The organism is Streptomyces sp. NPDC051218 (assembly GCF_044455475.1).
Classification (GTDB): Bacteria; Actinomycetota; Actinomycetes; order Streptomycetales; family Streptomycetaceae; genus Streptomyces.
This window is the reverse complement of the sequence record NZ_JBITEU010000011.1, coordinates 54,366-69,159: the sequence shown is the minus strand read 5'-3', so window position 1 is coordinate 69,159 and position 14,794 is coordinate 54,366. Positions and strand designations below refer to the sequence as shown.

Genomic DNA, 14,794 nt, shown 5'->3' with positions numbered 1-14,794 from the left:
GCTTATCGATGCAGGTCAGACGGACGGGGTGGCGGGGATGGAACGGCAGGAGCTCGAAACCTTCCTGACTCTCGCCGAAGAGCTCCACTTCGGCCGCACCGCAGAGCGCCTCCTCCTCTCCCAGGCCCGCGTCAGCCAGACCGTGAAGAGGCTGGAGCGCAAGATCGGCGCCCCGCTCTTCGAGCGCACGAGCCGCAGAGTGGAGATGTCCCCGCTGGGGCGGCAGTTGTACGACGACCTGGCGCCCCTGCACCTGCGGATGGAGGCGGCCGTCGCCCGCGCCAAGGACGTGGCGCGCGGCGTCGACGGCGAGTTGACCGTTGCCTTCCTCGGGGCGGGCGCGGGCACGCTGACCTCCGCGATCCTGACGACGTTCCGCGAGCGCTGCCCGCGCTGCGACGTCCGGATGCGGGAGACCCAGGTCGGTGACCCGCTCGGCGCGCTCCGGAGCGGTGAGGCCGATGTCCTGTTCACGTGCCTCCCCGTCGAGGAGCCGGACCTCACGGTCGGGCCCGTCGTCATCAACGAACCCCGCATGCTCGCCGTGCCGCTCGGCCACCGCTTCGCCGGGCGCGCCGGCGTGTCCCTCGAAGAGTGCGCGGGCGAGACGTTCTTCGGTGTCGTGAACGGCGCGCCCGCCTACTGGTGGGACTTCCACATCCCGCCCCGCACCCCGAGCGGCCTCCCGATCCGCCGCGGCCAGGCCGTCGCCGGGTTCCAGGAGCTGATGACGCTGGTCGGCGCCGGGCAGGGGGTGTCGCCGGTGGTCGCCTCGGTGGAGAAGTACTACGCGCGGCCCGGCATCACCTTCGTACCCCTGACCCACGTCCCGTCGGCCGACGTCGCGCTGATCTGGCGCACGGCCGCCGCCGGGACCCCCCGCGTCGAGGCCTTCGTCCGCGCGGTGCGCGACACGGTCACGGCGAACGGCGGGCCCGCCGCGTTCTAGGGCGCGGCGCGGTACAGGATGCCGTGCGTGACCGCTGCCCTGACCTATTCCGCCGCTTTCATCACCTTCTTCTCCGTCGTCGGGCCGCCCAAGGTGCTGCTCGCCTTCGGCGGCCTCGCGCAGAACCATCCGGTCCGCGAGCTGCGGACGATCGCGCTCGTCTCGTCCGGTGCCGCCGTCGTGGTGGGGCTGGTCGCGGGCTTCACCGCGCCGTGGCTCCTGGAGCTCTTCCACATCTCCACGCCCGCGCTCCAGCTCGCGGGCGGCGTCATCTTCTTCATCTACGCCGTGGGGCTCGTCCTCGGCGTCCACCTCGGCTCGGACCGCGCGGACCTGGACGCGCCCGATCTCGTCAGCGGCGTACGCGAGTTGCTCATGCCGTACATCGTGAGCCCGCTCGCCATGACGGCCGTGCTGATCGAGGCGGCTGCCCGCGACACCTGGTCCTGGCGCTCCACGGTCGTCGGCGCGTACGTCACCGTCATCGCCCTGGATCTGCTCTGCGTGGTCCTGCTCGCGCGCATCCTGCGCGGTACGCACCACGCGACGATCGAGCTCCTCGGCAGGCTGCTCGGCCTGCTGCTCGCGGCGGTCGGCGTGGACCTGGTCCTCGACGGGCTCGCGTCACTGGGCGTGCCCGGCCTCGACCGCACCTGAGTCGTCCTTCGCGATCAGCATCTCCGGGCGCCCCGTCACCAGCAGCCAGGCGGGCAGGGCCGCGACGCACAGGAGCGGCAACACGGCGAGGTCCATCACCACGACCGACGCCGTGAACAGGCTCAGCCAGCCCTGCCGTGTCGTGGCGAGCAGCACGCCGAGGATGGCGCAGGCGATCCCCAGGGCGGGCGGCACCGAGTCGACGAGGGCGTGCGCGAGCATGCCGAGCGCCACGCCCACGAAGACCGCGGGAAAGATCCGCCCGCCCCGGAAGCCGCAGGTGGCGGCCACGCAGAGCGCGAGCAGCTTGACCACGGCGAGCAGCAGCAGATTGCCCGCGTCGTGGTCGGCGGCGTGCGCGGTCAGCTCCTTCATCTCCTCCAGGCCCTTGAAGAGGGTGAGATGGCCGCCGAGCGCGCCGAGAACGCCCAGCACGAGCCCGCCCACCGTCAGCATCAGTACGGGGTTGCCGAGCTGGCGGAAAGCGCGGTGGAGGTGGGGGAAGGCGTACACGGCGCACAGTGCGACGGCCGCCGCCCCCGTACTGATGACCATCGCGGAGAGTACGTCGCCCCAGTGTGGCCCCGTGTACGCGGCGACGTCGATCTGGAACGTCGGGTGCGCGATGAGCACCGTGGTCAGCGCGCCCGCGCCCGCCGCGACCAGCGGCGCGAACAACCGGTCCCACAGCGGACGCGGGTCGGGGGCGACCATCGTCTCGGAGAGGATGAGCGCCGCCGCGACCGGCGTGCCGAACAGGGCGCCGATCGTGCCCGCCGCGGCGAGGGCGACCCACTCGGCGGCCGGCGTCCGCGGCATGGCCTTCATGCCGAGTGTGTACGCGAGGGCGATGTTGATGGCCGTGATCGGGTTCTCCGGGCCGAGGCTGACGCCGCCCGCGAGCCCCACGACGACGGCGAGCGCGAGGCCGGGCAGCAACCGGACGGGCAGCGGCGGATCGACCAGGCCGAGCGTCGCGGGGTCGGGCCCGGCGTGCCCCGGGATCTTCCACACGATCAGGCCGACGACGAACCCGGCCGCGGTCAGGACGCCGATGATCCACCCCGCCGACGTACCGGACACGCCGAGCGCGTCCGGCAGCGTGTCCCACAGCAGATCCTGCAACCGCTCGGCCACGAGGCTGAGCAGCAGCAGGATCAGGCTGGACCCGACGCCCACGAGCAGGGCGGGCAGGACGAACGGAAGCAGGGCGCGGGCCTGCGGTGTCATGGGCCCTCCGGGGGCGGCCGCTGCCTCGCGTCCGGTCAGGTCGTGGGCGGCGGAGTGCGGTCGGAGCCGCGGGGCGGGCCGGGGTCGGCGCCACGTGCGCCCTCGGCGAACGGGCCGGGCCCGCTGGAGGTGGCCCGGGGGCCCCAGCCGCCCGCTGCCGTCTCGCCGCCCGGCGGTACGCCATGGCCGTCGCCGCGTCCGGCACGTCCCGAGTGGTCCGTGCACAGCGCCCAGATGACGAAGATGCCGATCGCGATCGCGATCAGCGCCCAGATCGGCTGGTAGGGCAGCCACATGAAGTGCAGGACGACGGAGATCGAGGCGAGCGCGACACCGCACGCCTTGCCCCAGGTCGCGCCCTTGAGGATGCCGTAGCCGGTGACCGCGACGAGGATGCCGAGGACCAGGTGGATCCAGCCCCACGTGGTGAGGTTGAACTTGTAGACGTAGTCCCCGATGCGTGCGTAGACGTCGTCCTTGGCGATGCCCGCGATGCCTTCGAGGATGCCGAGGATGCCGCTGACCAGCATCAGGACACCCGCGAACATCGTGCCGCCCGACGCCCAGGGGCTGGTGCCCCGCGGGTTGTTCGCTCCGCTGCTCATGGGCTCCCTTTCTTCGTCGGTCAGGAGTTCACAGCGTGTGACAGCCCTGAGGGACGCGCGAGCGGGATTAGCCCGAATGATTTCGCCTCCGGCGGTGGGCGGGGCGTCAGCCCGCCTCGCCCACCGCCCGGGTGATCTCCGCGGTCATCCGGCGGATGCCGGGGGAACGGGCCGGGCAGGGGCGGGACTTGGCCGTGGTCGGCGCCAGGCAGAAGTGCAGGTAGTCGTCACCGCGGTGCAGGGCGGTGCGACCGCTGCCCGGCTCCGTGCAGTACGCCGGGTTCTTCTTCTCGTACGCCGTGCACGGCAGCTGCTCCACCCACGTGTAACGGCCCGCCGCCGGCGCGACCGCGCGGCCCGCGTCGGCGACGATGCCGCCCGAGGCCCGCGCCTGCGCTGCGTAGATGCCGTTGACGCGCCGCACGCGGTCGGGCGTGATCGGGTCGGGGCCCTGGAGGACCCAGACGATCCGCGGCCCGTCCGCACCGCCGGCCTCACCGATCTGCGCGGCCAGCGCCTTCGCGTCGGCGGCGTACCGGTCGAAGTACTTCTGCCGTTCCTTGTCGTACGTGATGCCGTCCATGCACGGCGTATAGCCCCAGGCATTGCCCCAGAACTGCAGCACCACGACGTCCGGACGCTCCTCGCGGACCAGCGCGGCGGCCTTGTCCTTGTCCGGCACGAGGGAGTCCTCGCCGGTGCCGTCGAGGTAGTCGCAGAGGGTGGTGCCGGAGTAGGGCGCGCTGCGGTAGCGGGCGCCGAGGCCGGTGCGCAGGAGATCGCCGAGGACGGTCTGGTTCTCCATCGCGAGGGAGTCCCCGAGATAGAGCACCTTCGGGGCCTTCGCGTGGGATGTGTCCGCGACGCGTTGACGGGCCGTGGGGGAGGCGGAGGGGGACGCAGGCGCGGAGGGCCCCGGGGACTTGGAGGGACCCGCGGCCGGCGGGGGCTTGGGAGCGGCCTCGTTCGACGTACCCCCCGACCCCGGGTCGCCGCACGCCCCGAGCAGCAGCACAGCGGCCAGCACCCCACCGATCCACGGCTTGCGCATACGCCAACTCCCGTCCAGGCAACCGAAAGAGCCCCTCAGGCAAGCACAGACACCCTCGCGTGAGAAGACCGCATTACCTCGGACGTAATCGCCCCCCGGCGGTTGGCGCGGCAAGCTCAAGGCATCGAAGGAACAACCCGGTTGGACGAAGCAACCCCGTGTTCCGAACATCCCAGCCCCAGGAGGCACCCGCCATGTCCGCAGCTACACCGACCCGATGGCCGACGTCTCCGGTCACGAGGCAGTCGCCGCCGTCATCGCGGGGTCCCACGAGCAGTTCCCGGGCTTCGAGTTCCGGCAGACGGGAGCGGTCGACGGCCACCACCACGTGGCCCGCTTCGGCTGGGAGCTGGTGTCGCTCGCGGACGGCTCCGCTCCCGTCGCCGGCTTCGACGTCATCACACTCGCCGACGACGGCCGCATCCGTACGGTGCACGGGTTCCTGGACCGCGTGCCCACGGCCTGACCGCGGGCACGCGCCCCGACGGGCTTTCGCTCAGCGCGCCACGTACTGCGTGAGGATCGCCTGCACCTCGTAGATGTCGACGCCCTTGGTGAAGGTCTTCTGGATCGGCTCGGGGGTCCCGGAGATCCAGATCTTCAGCTCGGCGTCGAGGTCGAAGTGCCCGGCGGTCTCCACGGCGAAGTGCGTGATGCTGCGGTACGGGACCGAGTGGTACTCGACCTTCTTGCCGGTTATCCCCTGCTTGTCGACGAGGACGAGGCGGCGGTCGGTGAAGAGCATGGTGTCGCGGATCAGCAGGAACGCGGCCTGCACCTGCTCCCCGTGGCCCAGCAGACGCGCGTAGTCCTGCTGCGCGGTCATTGGATCGATGGTGTGCGCGTTTCCGAACAGCGCCATGAGAGACCCCCCATTTAGTTGAATTCGCAGGAACGTCCGACTGTAACGCGCGCCCTGCGGGGGCGGACCGCCGAACGTGATCCTGCTCCTCCTGTCACGTCTTGGCGCGCGCCTCCGTCACAGGAGTGCAAGCATCGGCACTGGCAAGGGAGATCACCATGGATGCTCGGCTGAACCTCTTCGGCAGCCCGCTGGCGGGCAAGGTCCTGAAGCACATCAACGCGGCGAGCAAGGTCGTGTCGGACTCGACCCTGCCCCCCGCGACGCAGGAACTGGTGAAGATCCGCGCGAGCCAGATCAACGGCTGCGGGTTCTGCACCGACATGCACACCAAGGACGCCACGCACGCGGGGGAGACCGCGACGCGCCTCAACCTCGTCGCCGCCTGGCGCGAGGCCCAGGTGTTCACCGACGCCGAGCGCGCCGCCCTGGAGCTCACGGAGCAGGGGACGCGCGTCGCCGACGCGGCGGGCGGGGTCACGGACGCGGCGTGGGCGGAAGCCGCCAAGCACTTCGACGCGGACCAGCTGGCCGCCCTCGTCTCGCTCATCGCCCTCATCAACACCTACAACCGCGTGAACGTCATCGTCCAGCAGCCGGCGGGCGACTACCAGCCGGGCCAGTTCGGCTAGCGCGTCCCCCCCGGACGGTGAAACGGGTGAAGTGGGGCATCCTCCCCGCTTCTTCCCCCGGCGATAGCATCGCCACCGGGGACTGCTCCCCATGTGCTGAGGGAGAGTGACGATGACCGGCGGCTCACACCGCGTGACGCCCCCGCGGCGACGCGACGCGCGGCGCAACTGGGACCTCCTGGTGGGGGCCGCCCGCGAGGTGTTCGCGGAGCAGGGGCTCGAGGCGCCGCTGGACGTGATCGCCCGCCGGGCGGGTGTGGGGAACGCGACGCTCTACCGCAACTTCCCCACCCGCGCCGCCCTCGTCGACGCCGTCTTCCACGACCTCCTGACCGGCACGATGGCCGCGGGCGAGCGGGCCAGGACGGCCCCGGACGCCTGGGCGGCGCTGCACGAGTACCTCCGGGCCGTCTTCGTCACGCTGGCCGCCGACCGCGGCACCAACGACCTCATGACCACCCGCCTGGAGGGTGTCGAAGCGCTGCGGGCCGTGCACGCCCACAACCGCGAGACGATGGACGTCCTGCTCGGCCGCGGCCGCGACCAGGGCACGGTCCGCGCCGACGTGACCACCGAGGACGTCCTGTTCGCCCTGGCCGCCCTGGGCCGCGCCATCCCGGCGCTGACCACCGCGACCGCCCCCGACGCCTGGCGCCGCCCCCTGGCCCTGTTCCTGGACGGCCTGCGCGCCGCGCCGGCCGCGCCACCCCTCCCGGGCGCCGCTCTGACCGCCGACCAACTCGGCGGAGCACTCCAGGAGTTGGGCCGAAAGCCCTAGGTGTGGGTGCGCCGTGGTGGCCTGCGGGTGAGGTGGTACATGGCGTATGTCACAGCGATGATGAAGTCCGTCGCCAGCCAGACCGCGACGATCAGGCCGACCCCGATCGTGGTGCCGGCGGCGTCGGAGTCCTCGCACAGCTTCAGGGCGTCGCCCGTCAGGCGCGAGCAGGAATCCGGCGTTCCGCTGCCGGTGGCGGCGGCTGCCGCGACCCAGGCGAGAAAGACGACCTGGATCGCCAGAAAAACCCAGAAGACGGCGCGATGACCCTTCCTCGGGGAGTGGATCTCGCTCATGGCCTCCTCCTTCCATGAGGCACTACTTCCCATTGTGCTCTTGTGCTCTTGGGCTCGTGTGATCGAGTGGGATCGAGCTCCGGGGCAGCAAAAAAGGCCCAGGTCACCGACCTGGGCCTCTGGGCCTCAACTGTGGAGCGGGTGACGAGAATCGAACTCGCACTCTCAGCTTGGGAAGCTGATGTTCTACCACTAAACTACACCCGCGAAAGACACCGTCTGTGGCGGTGTCGTAACGTCGCACACTCTACCTCATCCCAGGCCCCGGGCGCTTTTGCCGCGGGGCCGGCGTGCTGTCCGGGGCATGGATGGCGCTTCGGGACGCGGGAGTTGGGGCGTACGGTGAGAGACCGGAGTGCCGCCTGGAGGGGCGCCCCTTTCGTCCCGTAATGTGGCCTTTCGTCGTCAGCTCGCGTACGAGCAGGTGCGGGACGCTGCGAGCTCAACTACGGCTTTGGGGAAGGGACTCGAGGACTTGATGGAGCGCACCGTCGTCCGATGTGCCGAAGGGCACGTGTTCAGCACTGCTTCGTTCCCGATGCAGAAGGCCGACCGGCTCGGACCCGGCCGTCTCATCCGCTGTCCACGATGCGCCCGATTGCGGCATGCCGTGCCGGTCGCGTCGCAGAAGCGGTAGCGCGGGCACGGGAGAGCAGCGAACAGGAGCGCGTGGGGCCGTCCGATTGGGGCGGGCCCGCGCGCTCTGCGTATCCTCGGTGCGTGCTTCTCTCAGACAAGGACATCCGGGCCGAGATCGACACCGGACGAGTGCGGATCGATCCGTACGACGAATCCATGGTGCAGCCCTCAAGCATCGACGTGCGGCTCGACCGCTACTTCCGGGTGTTCGAGAATCACCGTTACCCCCACATCGATCCCTCCGTGGAGCAGGCCGACCTGACGCGGCTCGTCGAGCCCGAGGGCGACGAGCCGTTCATCCTGCACCCCGGCGAGTTCGTGCTGGCCTCGACGTACGAGATCATCAGCCTGCCCGACGACCTCGCGAGCAGGCTGGAGGGGAAGTCCAGCCTGGGGCGGCTCGGCCTGGTGACACACTCGACGGCCGGTTTCATCGACCCCGGTTTCTCCGGGCACGTGACGCTCGAGCTCTCCAACCTCGCGACGCTGCCCATCAAGCTCTGGCCGGGCATGAAGATCGGGCAGCTCTGCCTGTTCCGGATGACCTCACCCTCCGAGGCGCCCTACGGCTCGGAGCGGTACGGATCGCGATACCAGGGACAGCGAGGCCCCACCGCCTCCCGCTCCTTCCTCAATTTCCATCGGACACAGGTGTGACATCCAGCATGAGTGACGTGCGCGAGAACCTTACGTACGAGAATTTCGGCGGCGCGGTGCGTGAGCTCGCGCAGATGATCGCCGACGACGGCTACCAGCCCGACGTCATCATCTCCATCGCCCGAGGTGGCGTCTTCGTCGCGGGCGGGCTCGCGTACGCGCTCGACTGCAAGAACATCCACCTGGTCAACGTGGAGTTCTACACCGGGGTCGGGACGACCCTGGAGATGCCGGTCATGCTGGCGCCCGTGCCGAACGCGATCGACTTCACCGACAAGAAGGTGCTGATCGCTGACGACGTCGCGGACACCGGCAAGACGCTGAAGCTCGTGCACGACTTCTGCCTCGACCACGTGGCGGAGGTGCGGTCCGCCGTCATCTACGAGAAGTCGCAGTCGCTCGTGAAGTGCGAGTACGTCTGGAAGCGCACCGACGAGTGGATCAACTTCCCGTGGAGCGTCGAGGCGCCCGTCGTGAAGCGTGCCGGTCAGGTTCTCGACGCCTGAGCGGCCAGACGCAGAGGGCCCCGGCGGAGTGATCCGCCGGGGCCCTTCTCCGTCTCCAGTACTAGAGAGCCGTCCCAAGTACTAGAACGTGCCGAGCTTGATGATCGCGAGCAGCGCGAGCAGTTGGATCGATGCCGCGCCCAGCGCCTTCGGCCACGGTAGGTCGTGGGACTTGTTCACCATCGCCGTGAGCAGCGCGCCCGCGGCGACCCAGGTCAGCCAGCCGAGGAGCTGGACGAAGGGCTGGCCGCCGCCGAGGAACATCGCGACGACCACGCGGGGCGCGTCCGTGAGGGACATGATCAGCATGGAGAGGCCGACCGTCGGCTGCCAGGCGCCGTCGCCGCCGAGCTGGCGGGCGAGGGTGTGCGTGACCACGCCCAGGATGAAGGCACTGATCGTGATCGCGACGGCCGTCGTCAGGACGTACGGGACGGCCGTGGAGAGCGTGGCGCTGATGGCGTCCTCGCGGGCGCCGTCGAAGCCGAAGATCGCGAGCAGGCCGTAGAGGAACGTCACGATGACGGCCGGGGCCCACATCGCGTAGTCCCGCATCTGGAGGAAGGTCGGCCCCGGGCGCAGCACGATGCCCCGCAGCAGGTCCTTCCAGTGCAGACGCGGGCCCACCGGCGCCGGGGCCTGGCCCGCGCGGTAGGTGTCCCCCTGGGTGTAGGGGTCCTCGCCCACGGAGAAGGCCTGGGTGTGACCGGGGTTGTTGGCGGCGTACGGATCGAAGCCGCCCTGACCGCCTCTCCGGCCGCCCTGACCGGGATCACCCGGTCCGCCGAAGTACTCCGGCTCCCCGTGGTTGCCGTGGTTGCCGCCCGCCTGCGGCCATTGCTGCCCGCCGTATCCGCCCTGGCGGCCTTGGCCGCCCTGGCCCTGGCCGTACGGGGGCTGCTGCCCGCCGTACGGCTGGGAGGGCGGCTGAGGGTAGCCGTACGGAGGCTGCTGGCCCTGGGGGGCCTGCTGCCCGTACGGCTCCTGCCGCGGTCGTTGTTGGGGTCGCGCTTGCGGGGTGCGGTTGTCCCGGCCGCGTCCGATCCTGAATCCAGCCACGAATCGAACGTACCTGGTCTGAAGGGCCCGGGTCGTCCCTCCCCGGGAGGAGAGCGGCTTTGCCGCTGACCTGTGACAACCCCTAGGGGGACCCTGAGGGGTTTTCCCCAGGGTCCCCGGTGCCGCGCGTGAGCGGCTACTTACCGAGCACCGCTCCGTACGCCAGCGGGTCGGAAGAGGCGGGCAGGCCGAGGGAGTTGGGGGTGACGACCGAGCCGCCCGCCTTGCCGCCCGGCAGGTCCCAGACACCGCCCGCGGCGGAGTTCTCGCCGGGCGCGGCGACGGACAGGTCCGGGGCGCCGTCGCCGTTGTGGTCACCGAAGGCGAGTGCCCCGCCGAAGAGGTCGCCCGCCTGGGCGACGCCCAGGATGCCGGGTGAGTTCTGCTGGTAGGCGACCGTGCCCGGGTTCGCGGCGCCCGCCGGGTCGAGCAGGCCCATCTCGCCGCCCTTGAGGACGGTGACGCTGCCCGCCTTCGCCGCGCTGCCGATGGCTTCGCCCGGGGCGCCCGCGATCAGGTCGTCGTGGCCGTCGGCGTCGATGTCCGCCGCGGCGAGGGCGTCGCCGAAGCCGTCTCCGGTCTCGGCGACTCCGGGCATGCCCGCGGTGTCCTGGTTGAACGTCTGCTGCTCCCAGCCGAAGCTGCCGTTCGGGCCGCCGAAGCGGATGTGGATGCCGCCGCCCTTGGTGAGCTCCTCGGGGCCGCACGGGTCGTCGATGTTCTCGTCGGCGATCTCGCGGCAGTTGCCGACGGCGAGGTCCTCGTAGTTGTCGCCGTCGAAGTCGCCGGCGACGAGGGCGTTCGCGGCGCCGTTGGAGTTGTTCCAGAAGTTGCCCATGGAGCCCTCGTCCTTGTTCCAGCCGTAGAGGCGGAGGTGGGACTGGGTGTAGGGCTGGTTCTTCGTGTAGTAGGCGAGGGCCAGGTCGGGGAGGCCGTCGGTGTCGAAGTCGCCGGTGGCGAGGAGGGGCGCGCGGCCTCCCATGCGGTCGCCCATGAGCGGCTCGGTCCGGGCGGCGAGCGGGTTGAAGTTGGCGACGACCTGGTCCTTGCCGCCGATGGCGAGGTCGACGTCCGTGTCACCGGTGAAGTCGGCGGCGGCGAGGGCGTTCCCGTACACGTCACCGGACTTCGCACCCCGGGCGGCGGTGTTGGCCTGGGCGAAGCCGTCGCCGGTGCCGTACAGGACGGTGACGGAACCGGCGTCGGCCGCGGCGTCGATGTCCTCGCCGGGAGCGCCGATGACGAGGTCGGCGTACGGATCGTCGTCCACATGAGCGGCCACGACGGACCCCCCGAACCGGTCACCGCCCTCCGGGGTGCCGGGCACCTCGACGGTGGCCTGCGTAATCCGCCGCACACCGTGCGGCCCCGGCCCGTACTCCCCACCGAACACCACACTCACGTACCCGGCCTTGGCCTTGCCGCCGACGGTTCCACTGGGCACCCCGACGAAGAGGTCCTCGTATCCGTCACCGTTGAAGTCGGCGGAGAGCGGGGCGGCGGCGGGCGCGGCGGTGGCGGTGGCCGCGAGGGGGAGGGCGAGACCGGTGGCGGCGAGGGCGGTGGCGGCGGCGAGGGCGACGGTTCGGGCACGCAGGGGCACAGTGGGCACGGTGGGCTCCAACTTGTTCATGGGTACGGGGAGTTGACGGAGAGCCAGGCGTGACGGCCCGGCTGCACGGCCGCACTGGTTCACCTGTGTGACACGCGGAGTTGGGCAAGGGTTGCCCCCGGGATGCGCCCGGAGGGGGAGTGCCGGTCCCGCACGGAGGGGTGCGGGACCGGCGGCTGAGAGGGGGATGCGCTGCGCTGCTAGTCGGCGAAGTTGGTGCCGAGGCGGGGCGTGCCCGTGGACGAGATGCCGACCGTCGACGTGTAGGTGCCGGACGTGCCCGCGAGGGAGCCGTCGGGGAGGGCGTCCAGGATGTACACGGCTCCGTTGTCACCGTTCTCGCCCTGCGCGCCGATGGCCACGTCGCCCCGGCCGTCCGCGTTCAGGTCGTCGATGTGGACGTCCGAGCCGAAGAAGTCGTTCTTCTCGTTGGCGTTGGGGACGCCGGGGGTGTTCTGGCTGTAGAGCACGGAACCCTGCGTGGAGAGGCCGGAGCCGTCCGCCGCTCCGTAGATGACGGTGACCGAGCCCGCGTCGGAGACGCCCTCCAGGTCCTCGCCGGGGGAGCTCGCCACGAGGTCGAGGTGGCCGTCGCCGTTGATGTCGCCGAGGTCCAGCTCCGCGCCGAACGAGTCGCCGTTCTCGCCGCCGCCCGGGACGCCCGGCGATTCCTGGGTGATGGCCTCGCTGCCGCCGTACGGGCCGTTCGCGTTGCCCTTCACGACGTACACCGTGCCGCCCTTGTTGGCTCCGGCGATGCCCTCGTCCCAGGTGAGGCCGATGATGACGTCGCCGTAGCCGTCGCCGTCCGTGTCACCCACGTCGGTGATGTGGCCGGCGGGCAGCCGCTGGACGCCGTTCGTGGTGACGCCGCCCGCGCTGCCCGGCAGCCAGAGGTTGGCGTTGTAGTCGTCGGCGGTGGAGAAGCCGTTGACGAGCAGGTCGTCCTTGCCGTCGCCGTTGACGTCCCCGGAGTGCAGGTTGAAGGGGCCCGCGTCCTCACCGCTGTGGATGGGCGGGAGCACGGTGTAGCGGCCGCCGGTGGCGCCGCTGCGGGAGATCCCGCCGTCGAAGATGTCGAGGGTCGCGGCGCCCGATGCGGAGCCCACGGCGAGGTCGTCCTTGCCGTCGCCGTCGAAGTCACCCGCCTGGAGAGGGCCGCCGAAGCGGTCGTGCTTGGTGGGCCGCGGGTCCTTGATCGTGGCGCCGCCGGACAGGCCGCCGGGGGAGCCCCACAGGACCTGGACCGTGCCGCCGTCGACGTCCGTGCCGACGTCCTCGCCGATGGCGCCGACGACGAGGTCGTCGTAGCCGTCGCCGTCGAAGTCCCCGTACTCGGTGTCGGCGCCGAAGAAGTCGCCGGTCTCGGCGGTGCCGGGCACGCCCGCGCTGTTCTGGCTGTAGGTGACGTGGCGCTGCTCGGCACCGCCGTACGTGACGACGACCTGGCCCGCCTTGTCCTTGCCGCCCACGTTGGCGTGCGGGGCGGAGGTGGCGAGGTCCGCAGCCCCGTCGCCGTTGAAGTCGGCGTCGTCCGGCTGGGTGGCCGCGGGGGCCGCCGTCGCGGTGGTCGCCGTGAGGGTGAGGAGTCCGCCTGTGAGGGCCGCGGCGGCGGCGGTCGCCACGGCCAGGCGGCCGGGTCTGTGGGTGGGGGTGGTGCGCTTGTGCTTGGGCACGGGGGCTCCTGGATGGCTGGTCGTTGAGTGTTCGTTGGTTGCTCAGGGGGGTGGTCGAACCCCGGCCGGGAGAGGCGAGAACCTCCCCCGGCCGGGAAAACTCAGCTCGCTCGCTATCGGCTCAGCACGGCCCCGTAGCCACTGGCACCGGAGAGCCCCAGCTTCCCGGGGGTCACCGAGGTCATCTCCGGGCCGGGGTCGTTCGTGGGCGTCCTCGCGTACCAGACACCGCCCGACTTCGCGTCCTCGCCGGGCGTGCCCACGGCGAAGTCCGGCAGCCTGTCGCCGTTGTAGTCGCCCGCGGTGACCGCCGCGCCGAAGCGGTCGCCCGTCTCCGCCGTGCCCGCCACTCCCGCGGAGTTCTGGCTGAAGGCGGGTCCCGCGAGGTCCGTGCCCGTGCCGGTCGCGGTGAGGAACCAGAACGTGCCCGCGTTCTCGGCGGTGCCGACCGCCTCCGCCTCGGAGCCGGCGATCAGCTCGTCGCGGCCGTCCTGGTCGGTGTCCGTGGACGCCAGACGCGCCCCGAAGTCGTCCCCGGCCTCCGGGCTGCCGCCGACCTGCGGGCCGCTCTGCGTCGTGCAGGAGGAGGGCCCGCCCAGCGTGGACCCCTGCTTCCCGTAGACGGTGAGGATCGCGCCGCCGAGACGGTCCTCGCAATGCGTGGACTCCGACTCGGGGTTGGGCTGGACGTTGCCGATCGCCAGATCCGCCGTGTCGTCCCCGTCGAAGTCACCGGTGGCGAGACCGGTGTCGGTGCTGTCGCCCGTGGACCACGTCGTCCGCCACTCGCCCGTGCCCGCGTCGCGGCTCTTCACCGCCGTACCGCTGACCTCCATGCCGTCGTAACTGAACGCGAGGTCGTCCGCGCCGTCCCCGTCGAAGTCACCGGCGACCAGCGCGCGCGGCCCCGCGAAGTGCCAGCCCTCGACCCGGGACAGGCCTGCGGGAGAGCCCGAGGTGAAGGGGCCGGGGCGCACCGAGACCGAACTGGTCTCGTCGAAGTGGGTGTTGAGGGCGATGTCCTTGTCGCCGTCCTCGTCGAAGTCGCCGCTGGCGAGCAGCTGGCCGTAACTGCCGCCGCTGAACGCGCCGTTGGCCGCGGTGAAGCCGCCCTTGAAACCGCCTGCGGCGCCCCACACCACGGCGACGGTGCCCGCGGAAAGACCCGCGTCGTTGTCCTCGTCGGGTGCGCCCACGATCAGGTCGCTGTAGCCGTCGCCGTTCATGTCGTTCGAGTCGACGGCCGTGCCGAACGCGTCGCCCGCCTCCGCCATGCCGGGCACGCCCGCCGTGGCCTGGCTGACCGTGGTCGAGCCGTGCTTGCCGAGGCCGGACGCGCCGCCCCACACCACGTTGACGTAACCGGCCTTGGCCTTGCCGCCGACGGTCGCGCCGGGCACACCGACCGCGAGGTCCGCGTAACCGTCGTTGTTGTAGTCGGCCGTCGGAACGGCGGGCTCGGCGGCGGACGCGCCACCGGCGGTCAGGCCGGCGACGCCGAGCACGGTCGCGGCACAGAGCGCGCCCGCCGAAAGGATCTTGGTCCGTGCGGGCTTCCGCACGTGGTCAGCCTTCGAGGCCACGG

The 14,794-nt window shown here is 71.3% G+C and carries 14 protein-coding genes, 1 tRNA gene and 2 pseudogenes; 7 read left to right on the top strand and 10 right to left on the bottom strand.

Translation table 11 applies throughout. The annotated features are described in order from the left end of the window. The first annotated feature begins 37 nt into the window (after window positions 1–37). Window positions 38–949: a LysR family transcriptional regulator gene (locus ACIBCK_RS30485; protein ID WP_399395460.1), complete on the top strand. Its 912-nt coding sequence runs from the start codon at window positions 38–40 to the stop codon at window positions 947–949. Window positions 950–976: 27 nt separating this feature from the next. Further along, the gene (locus ACIBCK_RS30480; protein ID WP_399395458.1) at window positions 977–1,606 is read left to right on the top strand and encodes a MarC family protein; all 630 of its coding nucleotides are present in this window, start codon (window positions 977–979) and stop codon (window positions 1,604–1,606) included. Here the strand turns inward: ACIBCK_RS30480 and ACIBCK_RS30475 are convergent. From ACIBCK_RS30475 to ACIBCK_RS30465, 3 genes and pseudogenes are all read right to left on the bottom strand, one after another. Further along, window positions 1,574–2,836: an ion channel protein gene (locus ACIBCK_RS30475; protein ID WP_399395456.1), complete on the bottom strand. Its 1,263-nt coding sequence runs from the start codon at window positions 2,834–2,836 to the stop codon at window positions 1,574–1,576. The genes ACIBCK_RS30480 and ACIBCK_RS30475 overlap by 33 nt on opposite strands. 209 nt (window positions 2,837–3,045) lie before the next feature. After that, window positions 3,046–3,441, bottom strand: a pseudogene (locus ACIBCK_RS30470) (hypothetical protein); the annotation flags it as partial. Window positions 3,442–3,547: 106 nt separating this feature from the next. Continuing rightward, window positions 3,548–4,492, bottom strand: a complete 945-nt coding sequence (locus tag ACIBCK_RS30465; protein ID WP_399395454.1) for an SGNH/GDSL hydrolase family protein — start codon at window positions 4,490–4,492, stop codon at window positions 3,548–3,550. 202 nt (window positions 4,493–4,694) lie between these two features. On the opposite strand from ACIBCK_RS30465, the pseudogene ACIBCK_RS30460 reads away from it, so the two are divergent. After that, a pseudogene (locus ACIBCK_RS30460) lies at window positions 4,695–4,958 on the top strand (nuclear transport factor 2 family protein); the annotation flags it as partial. 30 nt (window positions 4,959–4,988) lie between these two features. Here ACIBCK_RS30460 and ACIBCK_RS30455 read toward each other — a convergent pair. Then, a complete protein-coding gene (locus tag ACIBCK_RS30455) occupies window positions 4,989–5,354 on the bottom strand; it encodes a PH domain-containing protein (RefSeq protein ID WP_160506205.1) in 366 nt (121 codons plus the stop codon). A 158-nt stretch (window positions 5,355–5,512) separates the two neighbouring features. Between ACIBCK_RS30455 and ACIBCK_RS30450 the strand changes: the two genes are divergently transcribed. Both ACIBCK_RS30450 and ACIBCK_RS30445 read left to right on the top strand, forming a co-directional pair. Then, on the top strand, window positions 5,513–5,986 hold the full coding sequence (locus ACIBCK_RS30450) for a carboxymuconolactone decarboxylase family protein (RefSeq protein WP_399395451.1): 474 nt from the start codon (window positions 5,513–5,515) through the stop codon (window positions 5,984–5,986). Between the two features lie 112 nt (window positions 5,987–6,098). Next, window positions 6,099–6,764, top strand: a complete 666-nt coding sequence (locus ACIBCK_RS30445) for a TetR/AcrR family transcriptional regulator (RefSeq protein ID WP_399395449.1) — start codon at window positions 6,099–6,101, stop codon at window positions 6,762–6,764. Here ACIBCK_RS30445 and ACIBCK_RS30440 read toward each other — a convergent pair. Next, entirely contained in the window at window positions 6,761–7,060 is a 300-nt protein-coding gene (locus tag ACIBCK_RS30440) for a hypothetical protein (RefSeq protein ID WP_399395447.1), read from the bottom strand. The two genes, ACIBCK_RS30445 and ACIBCK_RS30440, sit on opposite strands and share 4 nt — an antisense overlap. Before the next feature lie 133 nt (window positions 7,061–7,193). Next, window positions 7,194–7,267 (bottom strand) — tRNA-Gly (locus tag ACIBCK_RS30435). A 513-nt stretch (window positions 7,268–7,780) separates the two neighbouring features. Here ACIBCK_RS30435 and dcd point away from each other — a divergent pair. Both dcd and ACIBCK_RS30425 read left to right on the top strand, forming a co-directional pair. Beyond that, window positions 7,781–8,356 (top strand): dCTP deaminase, encoded by a 576-nt coding sequence (gene dcd, locus ACIBCK_RS30430; protein ID WP_399395445.1) that lies wholly within the window; start codon window positions 7,781–7,783, stop codon window positions 8,354–8,356. An 8-nt stretch (window positions 8,357–8,364) separates the two neighbouring features. Next, entirely contained in the window at window positions 8,365–8,862 is a 498-nt protein-coding gene (locus ACIBCK_RS30425) for a phosphoribosyltransferase (protein ID WP_399395442.1), read from the top strand. Window positions 8,863–8,943: 81 nt separating this feature from the next. Here the strand turns inward: ACIBCK_RS30425 and ACIBCK_RS30420 are convergent, their stop codons facing one another. The 4 genes from ACIBCK_RS30420 to ACIBCK_RS30405 form a co-directional block, all read right to left on the bottom strand. Next, the gene (locus tag ACIBCK_RS30420; RefSeq protein WP_399395440.1) at window positions 8,944–9,921 is read right to left on the bottom strand and encodes a Yip1 family protein; all 978 of its coding nucleotides are present in this window, start codon (window positions 9,919–9,921) and stop codon (window positions 8,944–8,946) included. 136 nt (window positions 9,922–10,057) lie between these two features. Then, window positions 10,058–11,533, bottom strand: coding sequence for a VCBS repeat-containing protein (locus tag ACIBCK_RS30415; RefSeq protein WP_399395437.1), 1,476 nt, complete (start codon window positions 11,531–11,533; stop codon window positions 10,058–10,060). Between the two features lie 200 nt (window positions 11,534–11,733). Then, window positions 11,734–13,209, bottom strand: a complete 1,476-nt coding sequence (locus ACIBCK_RS30410; protein WP_399395435.1) for an FG-GAP repeat protein — start codon at window positions 13,207–13,209, stop codon at window positions 11,734–11,736. Between the two features lie 113 nt (window positions 13,210–13,322). Continuing rightward, a complete protein-coding gene (locus ACIBCK_RS30405) occupies window positions 13,323–14,792 on the bottom strand; it encodes an FG-GAP repeat protein (RefSeq protein ID WP_399395433.1) in 1,470 nt (489 codons plus the stop codon). Between the last annotated feature and the right edge of the window lie 2 nt (window positions 14,793–14,794).